This is a genomic window from Shinella sp. GW835-FHT14H05 (assembly GCF_058793575.1).
Genome location: NZ_JBXAFY010000002.1, coordinates 170,468 through 186,095, shown reverse-complemented (window position 1 = coordinate 186,095; position 15,628 = coordinate 170,468). Strand labels below are relative to the sequence as shown.

The window sequence follows — 15,628 nt, the reverse complement described above, 5'->3', positions numbered from 1 at the left end:
TTTAGCGTGAGCAAGCCGCGCTACCGGGACATCGCCCGCCAGGCCGGGGTGGGAACCGCGACGGTGGAGCGGGTGCTCAACGGGCGAGGGGGTGTGCGGCCGGAACTGGTCGAGAAGGTGGTCGCGGCCGCGCGCAGCCTCAACTATCCGCGCACGCTTCCCGAAGCACACCGCGGCCTGCTGCGCATCGACGTGTTGATGGTGCGCCCCGAGACGACCTTCTATCGCCGCCTCTCCAAGGCGTTCGAGCGGATCGCCGCGACGCTCGATCCGCTCGTGGTCGTGCATCGGCGGTTTGCGGAGGAGATGAACCCGCCGGAGATCGCGCGGCACATCCTGTCCACGGATGTGCCGCGGGCAGGCCTTATCCTTGCGGTTCCAAACAGCCCGCTGATCCGGGCGGCGGTGGAAACAGTCGTCCGGCAGGGCGTGCCGGTCGTCCATGTCGTGACCCGCGCCTCCGAGGACAAGGTCGATTTCGTCGGCATCGACAACTATGCCGCGGGGCGCACGGCCGCCCATTTCATCGCCCGCATGGCGCGGGCGGAAGGCCCGGTCGTCGCGCTGTGCCATCCGATCTACCAGGTCCACCACGATCGTATCCGCGGCTTTTCCGAATATTTTCGCGACCATCCCGGTGCGATCAGTTTCGACTGGCTCGGCTTCACCCGCGACGAGGAACATTTCAGCGCGGAAACGCTCGCGATCGCGCTCGGCATGTTTCCGAACCTCGTCGGTCTCTACAATGCCGGCGGCGCGAACTCGGCCTTGATCGACGTTCTGCGGCGCCACGACCGCGGCAGGGACATCCTGTTCATCGGCCACGAACTGACCGACTACACCCGCGCGGCCCTGCGTGACGGCATCATGGATGTGGTGCTCGACCAGGCGCCGGAGGCGCAGGCGCAGCGTGCGCTCGATCTCATCCTGCGCCGCGTTGGTCTCACCGAGGTCGAGCCAGACCGAAATCCCATCCGCTTCATCACCATCACCGCCGAGAGCCTTTGATCTGTTTTGATCAACGAAGCCTTCGGCGTTTGAACGGCCTCCTGCTACTTTTGCGGTCGGGAGGAGAGGCGGCGTTTCAGGAAAATGCCGCGCGTCTCCCATCGGAAAGGTCTGCCGAAGGAGAGCGTTATGGACGACTTAAAATATGGCACGCGCAACAAGCGGGGGGACTGGGCACCGCATGAGCCGGTCGAAACCGCACCGCTCTTCGCCTTTCCGCCGCGGCTGCTGGCGGTCCTGAAATGGCTGCCGCATTATTTCTTCCCGTGGAATGCGATCTTTGCCGCCTCCGCCGTCGCCTACTGGGCCTGGATCATCCCGCCGGTGGAAACGATGGCGACGCTGAGCGCCGGCTGGATCGCCTGGCTCTATGCCGTCAACGCCGTCTGTGTGGCGCTTTTCTACGGCGCCTTCGAGGTTCACCTCTATGTGCTGAAGCGGCAGGATAACCGCTTCAAGTACAACGGCAAATTCCCCGCCGACCAGAAGAACAAGGCCTTCTGGTTCGAAAGCCAGAACCTCGACAATATCCTTCGCACCTTCCTTTCGGGCGTCACCATCTGGACCGCCATCGAGGTCGCTATGCTCTGGGCCTATGCCAATGGTTATGCGCCCTGGCTGAGCTTCACCGAAAACCCGTGGACGCTCGCCCTTGTCGCCCTCGTGGTGCCCATCATCCACGAGTTCCATTTCTTCTGCATCCACCGGCTCATCCACACGCCGTTCCTCTATAAATGGGTGCATTCGGTCCATCACAATTCGGTCAACCCGTCGCCCTGGTCCTCGCTTTCGATGCATCCGGTCGAGCATTTTCTCTATCTCGGCACGGCCTTCTACCACCTGGTCCTGCCGTCCAACCCGATCCTCATGCTCTACCAGCTGCACTATGCCGGCTTCGGCGCGATCCCCGGCCATGTCGGCTTCGACAAGGTGGAGGTCGGCGAGGACAAGCTGGTCGATAGCCACGCCTATGCGCATTACCTGCACCACAAATATTTCGAGGTGAACTACGGCGACGCGCTGATCCCGCTCGATAAGTGGTTCGGCACCTGGCACGACGGCTCGGCGGACGGCGAGGCGCGCATGCAGGAACGCTACCGCCGGCGCAAGGAAAAGCTCGCCGCCCGCAAGGCCCGCACGCAAGTTCAGGGAGCAGCCGAATGACCTGGGTTCCCGCCTGCAAGCTCGACGACATCGAACAGGAAGGCGCCATTCGCTTCGACCATGGCGGCCGCACCTACGCGCTCTACCGCGGACCGGACGACAGCGTCTACTGCACCGCCGGCCTCTGCACCCACGAGGCGATCCATCTGGCAGACGGGCTGGTCATGGATTTCGAGGTGGAATGTCCCAAGCATTCCGGCGCCTTCGATTACCGCACCGGCGAGGCGCTCAGGCTCCCCGCCTGCGAGAACCTGAAGATCTATCCCGTCGAGGTGATCGACGGGGAGATCCGCGTGGCCCTCGGCTAGGGCCGCGCACATCAACCAGGCCCATCGGGCTTCCGGAATGCGATCGGGTGATCCGGCACCCATTGGGAGGATATGATGAAAACCCTGTACCTGGCGGCCGTACTGGCCGCCTTGACGGCAAGTGCTGCCTCGGCCGAGACGATCGGCATCTCGATGCAGAGCTTCGACAACAATTTCCAGACGCTGCTGCGCGAAGGGCTGAGCGCGAGGGCCTCCGAGGTCTCGGGCGTCAATGTCCAGGTCGAGGACGCGCAGACCGACATTTCCAAGCAGCTCAACCAGGTGAACAATTTCATCGCGGCAGGGGTGGATGCGATCGTCATGACGCTGACGGACACGTCGGCTGCCCCGGGTGTCAGCGAAGCGGCGGCGAAGGCCGGCATTCCGCTCGTCTACCTCAATCTGGAGCCCGAAAACGTCGACAAGCTGCCGGAAAAGCAGGCCTATGTCGGATCGAAGGAAACCGACGCCGGGCGCCTGGCTGGCGAGGCGGCCTGTTCGCTGCTCCAGGAGAAGGGCAAGGCGAGCGCGGCGCAGGTCTATATCCTGATGGGGGATCTCGCCCACCAGGCCTCGCGCGACCGCACCTCCTCCTTCAAGGACGCGCTCGCGGCTGGCGACTGCAAGGGCGTGACGATCGCCGACGAGCAGTCCGCCGCCTGGACGCGCACCAATGCCATGGACATGACGACGAACTGGATCACCGCCGGCCAGCCGATCGACGTGGTCTTCGCCAACAATGACGAAATGGCGATCGGCGCCATCCAGGCGCTTAAGGCCTCCGGCCTGGCGATGGACGATGTCATCGTCATCGGCATCGATGCGACGCAGGACGGCCTTGCCGCCATGGCCGCCGGCGACCTCGACGCGACCGTGTTCCAGAATGCCAAGGGCCAATCGGCAAGCGCGATGGATGCAGCCGTGGCCCTTGCGCGCGGCGAGCCGGTCGAAAAGCAGGTCATGGTGCCCTTCGAGCTGGTGACGCCGAAGAACATGGCCGACTACGCCAGCAAGAACTGATGCTCCGACCGGCGCGCTTCTGGTTCGCGCCGGTCTCATTTTCCAGGGAGACGACATGCAGGGTATGGTCATCATCGGTGCAGGCGAGGCCGGCACCCGCGCGGCCTTTGCCGCCCGAGAGGCAGGTTTTTCCGGCGCCATCACGCTGGTTGGCACGGAGCCGCATCTGCCCTACGAGCGCCCGCCGCTTTCCAAGCCGCTGGACGGCGTGGTGCAGATGAAGCCGATCTGCGGGCTGCCGGCGCTGGAGGCCGCTGGCATCGACTATCATCAGGGCGTCTCGGCCTTGCGCATCGAGCCGGACGCCCGATCTGTAGTGCTCAGCGACGGGCGCATGCTGGCCTATGAAAAACTGCTCCTCGCCACTGGCGCGCGGCCAAGACGCTTGGCATGCCCCGGCGCAGAACACGCGCTCGACTTCCGCACCTATGCGGATGCGGCGGCGATCTTTTCCAAGGCAGAGGCCGGCGGGCGAGTCGCAATTATCGGCGGCGGCCTGATCGGAATGGAGCTGGCGGCGGTGCTGCGCGGCAAGGGCGTTAGTGTCAGCATCATCGAAGCGGCGCCAAAGCCGCTCGGCCGGGCGGTTCCCGCGCGGTTTGCCGCGACGCTGCATGCCCGGCATGTGAAGGAGGGCGTGCTGTTCCATCTCGGGCAAGGCGTGGCCGAGATCACTCCCGATGCCGTCCTGCTGGCCGATGGCGAGCGTGTGCCCGCCGACATCGTTGTTGCCGCCGTCGGTGTCGCGCCCGATATTGCATTGGCCGAAGCCGCCGGACTTGCAACCGCCAACGGCATCCTCACCGACGCTTTTTTGCGCACGAGCGACCCGCACATCTTCGCGGCTGGCGACTGTGCGGCCGTGTCCCAGCCCGGCGGCGGTCACGTCCGCTTCGAGAGCTGGCGCAACGCGCGCAGCCAGGCCGAAACGGCCGCGCGCAACATGGCGGGTGCCAACGAGGCCTTTGCCGCGATCCCCTGGTTCTGGTCCGACCAATACGATGTCGGGTTGCAGGTGGCAGGCCTGCCCCTGTCGGGGCATCAAAGCGTCTTGCGGACGCTTGGCGACGGCGAACTGGAATTTTATCTCGCCGGCGGACGTCTGGTCGCCGCGGCAGGCCTCGGTGTCGGCAACGGCATCGCGAGGGAGATCAAGCTGGCGGAAATGCTGATCGCCGCTGGCATCACCCCCGATCCGGCCGCGCTGATGGACCCGGGCGTCAACCTCAAAACGCTCCTCAAGAGCGCACGGGCCGCGTGATGCAAAAGCTGCTTGTCTTTCAATCGCTCTGGGCAATGGAGCGCCGGAACACCGACGGCCAGGAGCGCAGCCTCGCGGAAAACATCGCGATGATTGCGGCGGCGGGGTTCGATGGCGTCAGCGCGCATTATACCAATCGCCGGGACGTAGCGGGTCTCGACGAAACCCTGCGCGGCACCGGGCTGAAGATCGAAGGCGTCTGTTTCCCGCGCACCATCGACGACCTGCGCTTGCCGCTCGAACTGGCGACCGAATTCCCGGTCAGCCATATCAACCTGCAACCCGATGTGCGGCTGCGCCGTATCGAGGATTGCCTGCCACTGCTCGATGGCTGGATGCGGCTTGCCGAGGATGCGGGCATTCCCGTCTTCATCGAGACGCATCGCGATCGCATGACCACGGATCTCTTCTTCACACTCGACCTGCTGGAGCGCCGTCCAGACCTGCCGCTCCTCGCCGACCTCTCACATTTCCTCGTCGGTCGGGAGTTCGCCTTTCCGGTCGACGCTGAAAACCACGCGCTGATTCAGCGCATCCTGCGCAATGCAAAAGCCTTCCACGGCCGCGTCGCTTCGCGTGAACAGGTGCAGATCGAGATCACCTTTCCGCACCATCGCCCCTGGGTCGATCTCTTCCTGCAATGGTGGAACTACGGTTTTTGTGCGTGGCGATCGCGTGCCGCCGACGATGCCGAACTGGTCTTCATCTGCGAACTCGGCCCCAAGCCCTATGCGATCACCGGACGGGACGGCAACGACACGACGGACAGATGGGCGGAGGCCTTGCTGCTGCGCGGGATGGTGCGGGATCTCTGGGCTGCGATCGACCACTAGTCCCGCCGCAGCCCATCTCCTCGGGTTGCGGTCGAACGAAGAGAGGTGGCTCCCGGCCACCTCTCTTCGTTGGCTTTTGTCATGCATATGTTAAGTGATTTTAACCATAGATTGTAACGGTCTGTGCCAGCTATGGCATCGGCCGCCCGATTCCGGTAAAGATTAATGAACGATTAGCAGACGGAAATTCTGCCGATTTTCTTTTCGGCATTTGAAACAAAGTGAATCCAGAAAAGGTACAGATCAGTTCTATTTCTGGATTACCGAAATGTAATCTTTGGAGAGTTTTCATTATTCGGAGAATAGTGTAGATGACCAAGGGCATGTTCTAACTTACTTTAAAAGGTGTATCGTTGTGTCCTATTTCAGCCGTAAGATAAGGGCTGCGTTTCCCTGGTTGCAGGATGCAAAGGCCGTAAAGGAGTTGCTCATGCAGAGTGATTCCCGCGTCTTTACCTGCGCCTGCTGCGGAAACAGCCAGAAGTTTCGCCTCGCGGGTTACCCGCCGCGTCTCAATGCGATGTGCCCAACCTGCGGCTCGCTTGAGCGCCACCGGCAGTTCACGCTTCTCCTGAACGATCGGCCCGACCTGACGAAGGGCAAGGCAATCCTGCATTTCGCGCCCGAGCCGACGCTTCGCAAGGGGTATCGAGACGGTAGCCGCCTCCTATATCGGCGCCGACATCGACCCGAACCGCGGCGACCGGGAAATGAATATCGAAGCCATCGACCTGCCGGCCGACAGCATCGAGCTGGTAATCTGCAACCATGTCATGGAGCATGTCGACGACACCAAGGCGCTCGCCGAGCTGCACCGAATCCTGGTGACGGGCGGCGTGGCGCTGCTGACGGTTCCGCTCGTCGAGGGCTGGCCGACCACCTATGAAAATCCATCGATCACCGATCCGGCGGAACGGCTCCTTCACTTTGGGCAGTCGGATCATGTGCGCTATTACGGCCGCGACTTCCGGGATCGCGTGATGGCGGCCGGCTTCGACCTCGAAGAATTCGTGGCCCAGGAACCCTATGTCGGCCAGTATGGCCTTTTGCCCGGCGAGACGATCTTCATCGCAACCAAGCGATAAAAGCCTTTCGGCACACTTTGGCCGGCGGAAACGCTGCCGGTCAGTCAGCTCCGAAAATATCGCGCGTGTAGATCTTTCCGCGCACGTCGTCGAGATCGTCCGAAACGCGATTGGCGATGATGAGGTCGGCGCGGCGCTTGAACTCTGCGAGATCACGCACGATTTCCGAGCGGAAGAACGTCTCTCCGTCAAAGTCCGGCTCATAGATGATGACCGGAATGCCCTTTGCCTTGATGCGCTTCATGATGCCCTGGATCGAGGATTCGCGGAAATTGTCCGAATCCTTCTTCATCGCGAGGCGATAGACCCCCACCACATCCGGATTGCGCGCGGCGATATCGCCGGCCAGGAAGTCCTTACGCGTCGTATTGGCATCGACAATCGCCCGGATCAGGTTTTGGGGGACTTCGCTGAAATTGGCGAGAAGCTGCTTGGTATCCTTCGGCAGGCAATAACCGCCATAGCCGAAGGACGGGTTGTTGTAGTGCTTTCCGATGCGCGGATCGAGCCCGACACCCTCGATGATCTGGCGCGTATCGATACCGTGGGTAATGGCGTAGGAATCGAGCTCGTTGAAATAGGCGACGCGCATGGCGAGATAGGTGTTGGCGAAGAGCTTGATCGCCTCCGCTTCGCCTGAGCCGGTCGCGAGCACCGGAATATCCGTCTTCACCGCCCCTTGCCGAAGCAGGTCCGCGAAGCGATGGGCCTCCGGCGTATCCGCGCCAATGATGATGCGTGAAGGATGCAGGTTGTCGTAGAGCGCCTTGCCTTCGCGCAGGAATTCCGGAGAGAAGACGATCCGGTCGTCATCGCGTGCGTCGCGCAGCGACTGGGTATAGCCGACCGGCACGGTCGACTTGATGATGATCGTGGCATCCCGGTTGACGCGCCGTACGTCGTCGATCACGGCCTCGATACTGCGTGTATCGAAATAGTTGCTTTCGGGATCGTAGTTTGTCGGCGTGGCCACCACGACGAATTCGGCGCCGGCAAAGGCTTCCGCCTTGTCCATCGTTGCCTTCAGCCGCAACGGCTTGGTGCTGAGATAGTGCTCGATTTCCGTATCGACGATGGGCGAGTGGCGCGCATTCACCCGGGCGACGCGTTGCTCGCTGATATCATAGGCGATGACGTCATTATGCTGCGCGAGAAGCACGGCGTTGGAAAGGCCGACATAACCGATGCCGGCGACCGTAATATTGACCATGCAAACCTCTGAGCGGGGGCGTTCGATGAACGCCCTATCGTCTGAATTTGTCGCGCAACTTCAGCGCCATGTTGACGGCGCCGGGGAACTCACGGCGGCCGAAGGCGATTTTTCGCACATAGTCGTCGATATGCCAGATCGCCGACGAACCTGCCGGGAAATAGGCAATGTCGCCGACTTTCAGTACACGCTCCGCGCCGTCCTCGCCGGTGACCCGAACCTCACCCTCCAGGATAACGACCGTTTCGTCCCAGCCGAAATGCCAGTGGAAGGTGCCGGCTGTGCAATCCCATATCGCCGTTGTCGCCTGGTCGTCGGCCGAGCGCGAGTGGAGCGAGCGGCGCGCGATGGGCTTGCCTTCGATGATCCACGAGGGTTCGACTGGGCAGGGCTCCATTTCGAGATCGTCGGGTGCGGTCGCGACGATAGCCTTAGGGGCTGCCGGTTCGGCATAACGCGAACGCACGGCCGCACCCACCATCGTCGCCAATATCAACTTCAATACCATGTCTTGCCCCCCGGCATGCTGTTCAAGGCGTCCCCAAATTCTCCCGTAAGCATTTAAAGAATATCTGAATCCCGCGCTATCGATTTTCCGTACGTAAGCGGCGAATTACTGCAAGGCTTCAAGGATGCGTTCTTTCCGGGCCGGATGCCGATCGAGATAGGACCGGCCGAGCGCCTTGTCGACGTAGCCTCCAGCAAGTTCCTGCAGGACATCGATGCCATAGTCGGAATTGGCTTCAACGACGAGGGGGCCTGCTGGCGTTATGGCGATGTCCCAGCCGAGGGAGCGGAAAGGTGCGACTGTCTCGGCGGCGCGGCTTGCTGTCTCGCGCAGCGCCTGCCAGAACGGCATTGTAAAGGTCGACGGCTCGATGCCGAACACCGTGAGGAGATCATGGTATTTGCCGCCGAAACGCGCCTCGGTCTTGGCGCCAGTCAAGAAGCGGCCGGTCTCCAGCTCGATGGCGATCATGTAACCGCCCGTGCTGGAATTGTCTGTGATGCTGCCGGGGGAGCCGACTTTGAGGGCGGCGGCGTTGAAATGCACTCTGCCTGCTTCATCTATGAAGGTGTCGATGCGGACCGTATTGACAGAGGTTGGGTTAAACCGCGCGACTTCCGGATGCTGCGAGATGGTCTCTTGAACGATAAAATCCGTCCAGTAGAAGCCGTTGTTCGTGGTGAAGATCAACGTGTCGAAGTCCGCCTCACCGAGCGCCTGTCCTTTGTAGTAGAGCACGCCATCTGTCGCGCGAAGCTTAAAGACGGCGCTGCCAGAACCGCCCGAGAGCGGCTTGATGATGATGCCGTCAGGTAGCTCCAGCCCTTCTATCGTTGCGACGAAATCAACATAGGTGACCCGCTTGCCAGCCATGTCGCTGATGGCTTGGCGTTGCAGCTGGAACAGGGTGTTGGTGGTTCTGAGGCCCGCCGCGCGGATCCGCTCCTCGAACAGTAGTTTATCATCGACAAGCGCGAGATCGGCCGCCGAGTTCACGCGGTCGCGCGTGACATGCAAAAGTTCCGTTGGAAGATAGCGGTAAATCTCCTTGCCGTATTTCTTCAGATAGAGGCTGTGCTTCAGGTACTGGTATGGCAGGTAGCCGTAGAGTTTGTGCAGGCGATAGATCTCGAAGACCTGCCGCGGCAGGGGCTTCTTGTCACGAGCCCCCAGATACACCCGGAAATCCTCCGTGAGCATCCGTTTGAACCGCTGATAATTCTTCACTATCACGTTGCTTCTCCTGACGGTTCCGCGTGACGCCCTCCTTGCGGGTGTTACCGGCCGATTGCCTCGATGCGTCCATTTTCCACAAGGGCTTCGGCCGGATGCGGATGGGAGAGGAAATTGATCGGGCTGGCCGTGAGCCCGTAGGCGCCCGATTGCAGCACGGCCACGAGGTCGCCGGCCTTTAGGTCGGGCAGTCCTGCATCGCGAGCGAGCGTATCGAGCGGCGTGCAGAGCGGGCCGACGAGCGTTGCCGGCGCGTCGGACGGCGCCGTCATTCGGGCGGGTGCGACGACCGGATAGTTGCGCTTGATGACCTGGCCGAGATTGCCGGAGGCGGCGAGATGGTGGTTCATGCCGCCTTCCATGACGAGGAAGCGCACGCCGCGCGATTGCTTAACCGTGTTGATCTCGCTGACATAGAGGCCGGCCTCGCCGACGAGAAACCGGCCCGGCTCGACTATGGCGCGGGCGCCGGCAATCAGCGGCTCCGACTTGAGGAGCGCCGCCAGCTCCGGCACCGCGGCGGCCACGGCGTCGAGGTCGAGCGGCTTGTCGCCGGCATAATAGGGAATGCCGAGGCCGCCGCCGAGATCGATCGTCTTCAGCGGCTTGCCGGTGGTGCGTGCCACGCGGGCCGCAAGCGTGATGGCGTGGCGCCACTGGCCGAGCAGGGCCTCCGCATCGAGGATCTGCGTGCCGCCATAGACGTGGATGCCGACGAGCTCGATGTTGTCGGCGGAGGCGACGGCGGCGATCGCGGCGTCGAGATCCTCCTCGTCGAAACCGAAGGCTGTCGCCTTGCCGCCCATGCGCATGGCGCCGGCCTGGACGGTGGGGACGGGATTGATGCGGATGGAGGCCTGCACCGGTTTGCCGATCGAACGCAGTCGCTCGATCTCGTCGATGCCCTCGATGTGGATCTCGCCGATGCCGCCTTCGATCACCGCTTCCAGTTCCGCGCGGCGCTTTCCGGGGCCGGCGAAGAGGATGTGCTCGGGCGCCGCACCGGCGGCGATCGCCGCACGATATTCGCCAAGCGAGGCGATCTCGATGCCGGCACCTTCTTGGAGGAAGAGCCGGATGATGGCCTCGGCCGGATTGGCCTTTGCCGAATAATAGATGGAGGCGAAGCCCTTGAGCGCATCGGCAAGCCGGCGATAGGCGTGGCGCATCAGCTCGCCGTCGTAGAGATAGGCCGGCGAACCGACTTCCGTGACGATCGTGCGCACCGGCAGGCCACCGAGGACGAGATCGTCGCCGTTGATCTCGAACAGGCCCTTGGCGAGTTCGTAGCCGTGGTTTGCGGGCTTCTGGACGTTGTCAGCCATTGTCTGTCCGCTCCCTGACGAGCTGTCGGTAATCGACCTTGCCGTTCGGCGTGATCGGCAAGTTTTCCACCAGTTCGAGGTCGCGCGGCACCATGTAGGCGGCGAGCGTGCTGGCGACTGTTTGCAGCACTGGCGCGACGGCAGTATTTGGTTCGAGCGCGACCGCGACCGCATGGACCTTCTGTCCGGCGAAATCATCCGGCAGGCCGATGACGGCGACCTGGCGGAACCGGCCGGTGGCCATGATGACCTCTTCGACTTCCGAGGGGCTGATGCGGTAGCCGGAGGATTTGATCATCGCGTCGTTGCGGCCGATGAAGGAGAAGAAGCCGTCCTCGTCCTGGACGGCGAGATCGCCGGAATAGCAGACGATGTCGCCGCCCTGGTCCTTGGTGCGGAAGGGGTTCTGCTTGAGTACGCGCGCGGTGTCTTCCGGGCGGTTCCAATAGCCGAGCGAAACCGTCGGCCCGCGATGCACGAGGATGCCGGGCTCGCCGGGTTTTGCCCGCGTTCCGTCTTCCTTCACGATGAAGATCTCGCATTCCGGAATGGCCTTGCCGATCGAGGTCGGCCGCCGGTCGAGTTCCTCCGGGGGGAGGTAAGTGGAGCGGAAGGCCTCCGTCAGGCCGTACATCAGGAAGACGTTGGTATGCGGCAACATCCGGCGCAGGTTCGCGACCGTCTGCGAGGGCACGGCGCCGCCGGAATTGGTGATATAGCGCAGGTGCGGCAGCTCGGTCTTGGGGAGCAGCGGCGAGGCCTTGGTCAGGATCGCCCAGATCGTCGGCACGCCGGCAAGTGCGGTGATGCGGTGGTCGCGCAGCGCCTTCACGATGTCGTCGCCGAAGCGGAAGGTCAGGATGACCGTCAGCGCGCCCTGCTCGACCGATGTCAGGAGCTGGTTCAGGCCATAGTCGAAGCTGAGCGGCAGGACGGACAGGATGCGCTCGTCCGGCGTGATGCCGAGATAGGTACGCACGATGCGGGCACCGGCGAGAAGGTTGCGGTGCGAGAGCATCACGCCCTTCGGGCGGCCGGTGGAGCCGGAGGTGTAGAGGATCGCGGCGAGGTCTTCGCCGATATTGACATCGCGCGGGCTGCCGGCGGCATCCGCCTCCGCCATGTCCTCAACGAGGAGAATGCGGGCTTCCACGACGCCTTGCAGGCATTCGGCGACCATCGGCGCGAGCGTGCGGTTGGTGATCACGACCTTTGCGGCGCAATCGGCGACGATATGGCTGATCTGCTGGCCGCGCAGCAGGGCATTGATCGGCACGAAGACGCCCATTGCCCGGCTGACGGCGAAAATGGCGACGCATTCCTCGATGCCGCGCGGCAGGAAGATCGCGGCGCGGTCGCCGCGCTCCACGCCCGCTTTGGCAAGTGCAGCAGCGAAGCGCTCGACGCGTTCGTTCATGCCGCGGTAGTCGAGTTCCCGCTCGCCATCGATCAGCGCAGGCCTGTCGCTTTGCGCATGCGGCGCGAGCAGGTGGTGGAGAAGGACAGGGCTTTTGCTCACATCCGGGTCCGCGAAACGAAGTTGACGAGACTGGCGGGCGTCGCCAATTCCTGGAAGTCGAAATTGTCGTCTTCCATGGAGAGGTTGAAGCGCTCGCCCAGGAACATGATCAGTTCGAGGAAGCCGAGCGAATCGATCGCGCCGTCGAGCAGCGCCGTATCCGGCGCCACCGGGGCGAGCGCCGGGAACCGCTTGTCGAGATAGCCGTAGATTTCGGCCTCGATATCCGGGGTGGAGGCGGCAGTCGCATTGTTCAGCATGGCTTTTCCTCTTCGTGAAGACCGGTCGCGGCTAGACTTTCAAGAGCACGCGTTCGGAGTAGAGTTCGTTGATGCTCCGGTCGTCCCATTCGCCCTTTACCTGGTAGCGAAGCCCGCTCTGCCAGCGGTAGGCAAAGGGAACGCGCCGCCCGGCCGGCATCTGCAGGCAGAGCAGCGGTACGCCGTGCCGGATCAGCCGGCGCGCCAGGATCGCGAGGTTATCGGCAACGAGATCGGCGCTTTCGGCATAGACCACCCGGGCGATCGGAATGCGCTTCTTGCGGATGACGTCGAAGACGACGGGATGGTAGCGCCCGCCCGCCTCGATCACGGTGACGATGCAGCCCAGCGCATGGTGGTTGCGCAGGTCTCGCAGCAGGGTTTCCGAAATGGCGCCCGGAGGTACGGCGTCGAGGGCGACGAGCCTGCCTTGCCGGCGGCCGGCAATCGCCAGCCAGGGGAGGGGAAACAGCAGGAGATCATAGTCGAAGGTGCGGAAGCCGAGACGGTTGTTCAGCTCGACTGCGGCCTTCGAGGGGGTGAGGTCGGTGTAGATGGCCCCGCTGTCGGCCATGGCGGCCAACAGCATGCGCGGCGCATACCAGCGGTGGCTTTCCTCGACATACCAGCTCGAAAGATTGACGATCTTCTGCCCTGTCTCGCCGTCGCGCCGGGCGATGGTCAGGAGGATGCCGATGGGCGTTTCGTCCGCCATGAGAAGGTTGCCGATCGAGCCCGCGCCGGTCTCGCTGCCATGGTCGAAAAGCCGCTTCAAACCGTGCTGCCAGAAGGCGAGCGAGCGCGACGGAAAGCCCTTCGTGAGAAGTTCCGAGGCGGCGTCCAGTCCATCCTGGCCTATGGCGCGAAGCTTGAGCATATCCAGCGTTGCAATCCCGTTCTTTGGGCCAAGTCTCTAGGCCGGACTCCTTCAGAAAGCCTAAACGGGGGCTCTTGCGCCGGGTGCGGGCGGCCTCTGATGCCAAACAAGGTAAACAGTTCGCATGTCGCGAGTAGCCTTGCTCAGCGCTCGCGCGAAAGCGACGTCGCGGCCTGCTCTACGATGTCGAAAAGCTGTTGGCGGCTGACGCGCGGGGTCACGTTGTGGTCGGTATCCGGCAGGATATGCAGGGAAACATTCGGATAGGCGGCAAGCCCTTCCACCTGATTGCCGAAATGCACATAGAGATTGTCGAGCCCCGGATCGTCGACGCTGTAGACGAGGCAGGTCCGGCCCGGCCGCTGCGAAAGCGCGCGGAAATCGGCATGCACGGCACGTTCGAGGCGCTCGGTTGCAAGCAGCGGCCCGAGCAGTGGCGCAAGCCGCTTGGACAGGCGCTGGGTAACGCGCTGGCCGATATTGCGCGCGGCGGCGCTCATGTCGATGTCGCCGGAAAAGAGCCGGCGGATCGTGTCGAGCTTGAGCGCCTTCTGGGAGTAGTCGGCAAGCGCACGGGGTGCGCTGTTGACGACTTCCGCGCTTGGTGGCTTCAGCCAGCGGAAGGCATAGGGGTTGACGACGATGCAGCCCGCCCAGCGCTCGTCCGCGGCGGCGGCGCGGAAAGCGACATAGGCCCCGCTGCACCGCCCGAAAAGCAGTGCCGGGCCGCGCCTGCCCATACCGTCGAGGAATTCTCGCGCCGCGGCCATGTCGTCGACCTGCGTCTCGTCGTAGAGAACCTCTTCGCGGCGGCCCGGCACCGGCGGGCTGTCGCCGACGCCGGCGCTGTCGAAACGAAACGACGCGACGCCCTTTGCCGCAAGCTGCCGGGCAAGATCGACGCCGGAGCGCGCCCACCCGCCCTGATGGTCGTAGCCGGTGGTAAGCAGCACGACCGTGGCCTCGCTGCCGCCCGTCGCGGGTTCGGTCAGCGTGCCGACGAGCCGTTTGCCGGGGCCGAAGCGCAGTGCGGTTTCGCGCACGTCACCGGCGGTGACGACGGCTGGGCCGGATGGGGGCGCTGGCGGATTTATCGCCGTCTGATATGGGGCAAGCCCCTTCAGCCAATCGGGCAGGGCTTCGAGGAAGTCGGCCGGGATTTCTTGGCCGAGCGGGTTGGAGACCAGCTTGTCATAGCCGCGAAAGACGAAATCGCGCACCGTCGTCGCGCCGTCCGCCAGGCGGTCGCGCAACTGACGGTCCGATGTGTTGTCCGGCCTTGCGGCGAAGAAGACGTGTTCGGCGCGGTTGTCGGCAAAGGCGTCGGGGGTCAGGGTCGCGAGCGTCGTGACAATGCCCTGAGGCATCGACAGGCCCGCAATCGTGCCGGGCGCGGTGTCGCGCATATGCGGCGCAACGCCCACGCCTTCATCGACGACGGCCGACCAGACGGAGAGTTCACGCAGATAACGCCGTCCCGAGACGACGGGCGCGAGGAGGGCGAGACCGGCCAGGTTCTCGACGCGGTCGCTTGCTTTCAGCGCGATCGCGGCGCCGAGACCGAAGCCGAGCAGGACCACATTGGCGGCGCCGGAAAGGGTGCGCAGGGCATCTGCCCCCGCGAGCGCGGCATCCGTCCAGCTAGCGATGTCGATGACGGCGTCGGGCGCATCGAGCGCATTGGCAGTGCCGGGATAGTCGAGGCGCAGGCTGGCGATGCCGATATCGGCGAGTGTTTCGGCGGTGATGCGGAAGAACTTGCGGGTGCAGAGTTCGTCGATACCCCAAGGTGCGAGGAAGAGGACCGCGAGATCGCGTGCAGGCATGGTGTCGGAGACGGGCTTGAAGAGGCCCATGATGCCGGAAAAGGCCACGGGATAGGCGGCCTCATGGGCTTTTGCCCCGATTTCCGCAGCAATGATCGCGCCGTTCTTGGCGTCTCCCGACATGTCGTGTTCCGTCCCCAGTCCGCCCTAGCGCCGCGTAAAAGGCGCTGTCATATTTTGAATGCGGCGGC

At 63.4% G+C, this 15,628-nt stretch carries 16 protein-coding genes; 7 read left to right on the top strand and 9 right to left on the bottom strand.

The annotated features are described in order from the left end of the window. The first annotated feature begins 6 nt into the window (after window positions 1-6). From AC1Q6Z_RS08285 to AC1Q6Z_RS08260, 6 genes are all read left to right on the top strand, one after another. Entirely contained in the window at window positions 7-1,008 is a 1,002-nt protein-coding gene (locus AC1Q6Z_RS08285) for a LacI family DNA-binding transcriptional regulator (protein WP_492647407.1), read from the top strand. A 129-nt stretch (window positions 1,009-1,137) separates the two neighbouring features. Next, the gene (locus tag AC1Q6Z_RS08280) at window positions 1,138-2,172 is read left to right on the top strand and encodes a sterol desaturase family protein (RefSeq protein WP_492647406.1); all 1,035 of its coding nucleotides are present in this window, start codon (window positions 1,138-1,140) and stop codon (window positions 2,170-2,172) included. Continuing rightward, window positions 2,169-2,480, top strand: coding sequence for a MocE family 2Fe-2S type ferredoxin (locus tag AC1Q6Z_RS08275; protein ID WP_492647405.1), 312 nt, complete (start codon window positions 2,169-2,171; stop codon window positions 2,478-2,480). Before AC1Q6Z_RS08280 ends, AC1Q6Z_RS08275 begins: the two co-directional genes overlap by 4 nt. A gap of 75 nt (window positions 2,481-2,555) precedes the next feature. Then, the gene (locus AC1Q6Z_RS08270; RefSeq protein WP_492647404.1) at window positions 2,556-3,500 is read left to right on the top strand and encodes a substrate-binding domain-containing protein; all 945 of its coding nucleotides are present in this window, start codon (window positions 2,556-2,558) and stop codon (window positions 3,498-3,500) included. Between the two features lie 55 nt (window positions 3,501-3,555). Continuing rightward, window positions 3,556-4,761 (top strand): NAD(P)/FAD-dependent oxidoreductase, encoded by a 1,206-nt coding sequence (locus AC1Q6Z_RS08265; protein ID WP_492647403.1) that lies wholly within the window; start codon window positions 3,556-3,558, stop codon window positions 4,759-4,761. After that, window positions 4,758-5,594, top strand: coding sequence for a sugar phosphate isomerase/epimerase family protein (locus AC1Q6Z_RS08260; protein WP_492647402.1), 837 nt, complete (start codon window positions 4,758-4,760; stop codon window positions 5,592-5,594). Before AC1Q6Z_RS08265 ends, AC1Q6Z_RS08260 begins: the two co-directional genes overlap by 4 nt. Window positions 5,595-5,922: 328 nt before the next feature. On the opposite strand, the gene AC1Q6Z_RS08255 is transcribed toward AC1Q6Z_RS08260, so the two are convergent. Next, window positions 5,923-6,210 (bottom strand): hypothetical protein, encoded by a 288-nt coding sequence (locus AC1Q6Z_RS08255; protein ID WP_492647401.1) that lies wholly within the window; start codon window positions 6,208-6,210, stop codon window positions 5,923-5,925. Between AC1Q6Z_RS08255 and AC1Q6Z_RS08250 the strand changes: the two genes are divergently transcribed. Further along, the gene (locus AC1Q6Z_RS08250; protein WP_492647844.1) at window positions 6,209-6,679 is read left to right on the top strand and encodes a methyltransferase domain-containing protein; all 471 of its coding nucleotides are present in this window, start codon (window positions 6,209-6,211) and stop codon (window positions 6,677-6,679) included. The genes AC1Q6Z_RS08255 and AC1Q6Z_RS08250 overlap by 2 nt on opposite strands. Window positions 6,680-6,719: 40 nt before the next feature. Here the strand turns inward: AC1Q6Z_RS08250 and AC1Q6Z_RS08245 are convergent, their stop codons facing one another. The 8 genes from AC1Q6Z_RS08245 to AC1Q6Z_RS08210 form a co-directional block, all read right to left on the bottom strand. Beyond that, a complete protein-coding gene (locus tag AC1Q6Z_RS08245; protein WP_256114616.1) occupies window positions 6,720-7,889 on the bottom strand; it encodes a nucleotide sugar dehydrogenase in 1,170 nt (389 codons plus the stop codon). A 34-nt stretch (window positions 7,890-7,923) separates the two neighbouring features. Further along, window positions 7,924-8,397: a cupin domain-containing protein gene (locus tag AC1Q6Z_RS08240; protein ID WP_492647400.1), complete on the bottom strand. Its 474-nt coding sequence runs from the start codon at window positions 8,395-8,397 to the stop codon at window positions 7,924-7,926. Window positions 8,398-8,502: 105 nt separating this feature from the next. Continuing rightward, entirely contained in the window at window positions 8,503-9,630 is a 1,128-nt protein-coding gene (locus AC1Q6Z_RS08235) for a sugar-transfer associated ATP-grasp domain-containing protein (protein WP_492647399.1), read from the bottom strand. A gap of 44 nt (window positions 9,631-9,674) precedes the next feature. Then, window positions 9,675-10,955: a type III PLP-dependent enzyme gene (locus AC1Q6Z_RS08230; protein WP_492647398.1), complete on the bottom strand. Its 1,281-nt coding sequence runs from the start codon at window positions 10,953-10,955 to the stop codon at window positions 9,675-9,677. Further along, window positions 10,948-12,474, bottom strand: coding sequence for an AMP-binding protein (locus AC1Q6Z_RS08225; protein ID WP_492647397.1), 1,527 nt, complete (start codon window positions 12,472-12,474; stop codon window positions 10,948-10,950). Before AC1Q6Z_RS08225 ends, AC1Q6Z_RS08230 begins: the two co-directional genes overlap by 8 nt. Further along, window positions 12,471-12,734, bottom strand: coding sequence for an acyl carrier protein (locus AC1Q6Z_RS08220; RefSeq protein WP_435264871.1), 264 nt, complete (start codon window positions 12,732-12,734; stop codon window positions 12,471-12,473). Before AC1Q6Z_RS08220 ends, AC1Q6Z_RS08225 begins: the two co-directional genes overlap by 4 nt. Before the next feature lie 31 nt (window positions 12,735-12,765). Continuing rightward, window positions 12,766-13,611 carry a hypothetical protein gene (locus AC1Q6Z_RS08215; RefSeq protein WP_492647396.1) on the bottom strand — a complete coding sequence of 282 codons (846 nt, stop codon included), beginning with the start codon at window positions 13,609-13,611 and terminating at the stop codon, window positions 12,766-12,768. Window positions 13,612-13,754: 143 nt separating this feature from the next. Next, window positions 13,755-15,560, bottom strand: coding sequence for a serine aminopeptidase domain-containing protein (locus tag AC1Q6Z_RS08210; RefSeq protein WP_492647395.1), 1,806 nt, complete (start codon window positions 15,558-15,560; stop codon window positions 13,755-13,757). Window positions 15,561-15,628: the final 68 nt, after the last annotated feature.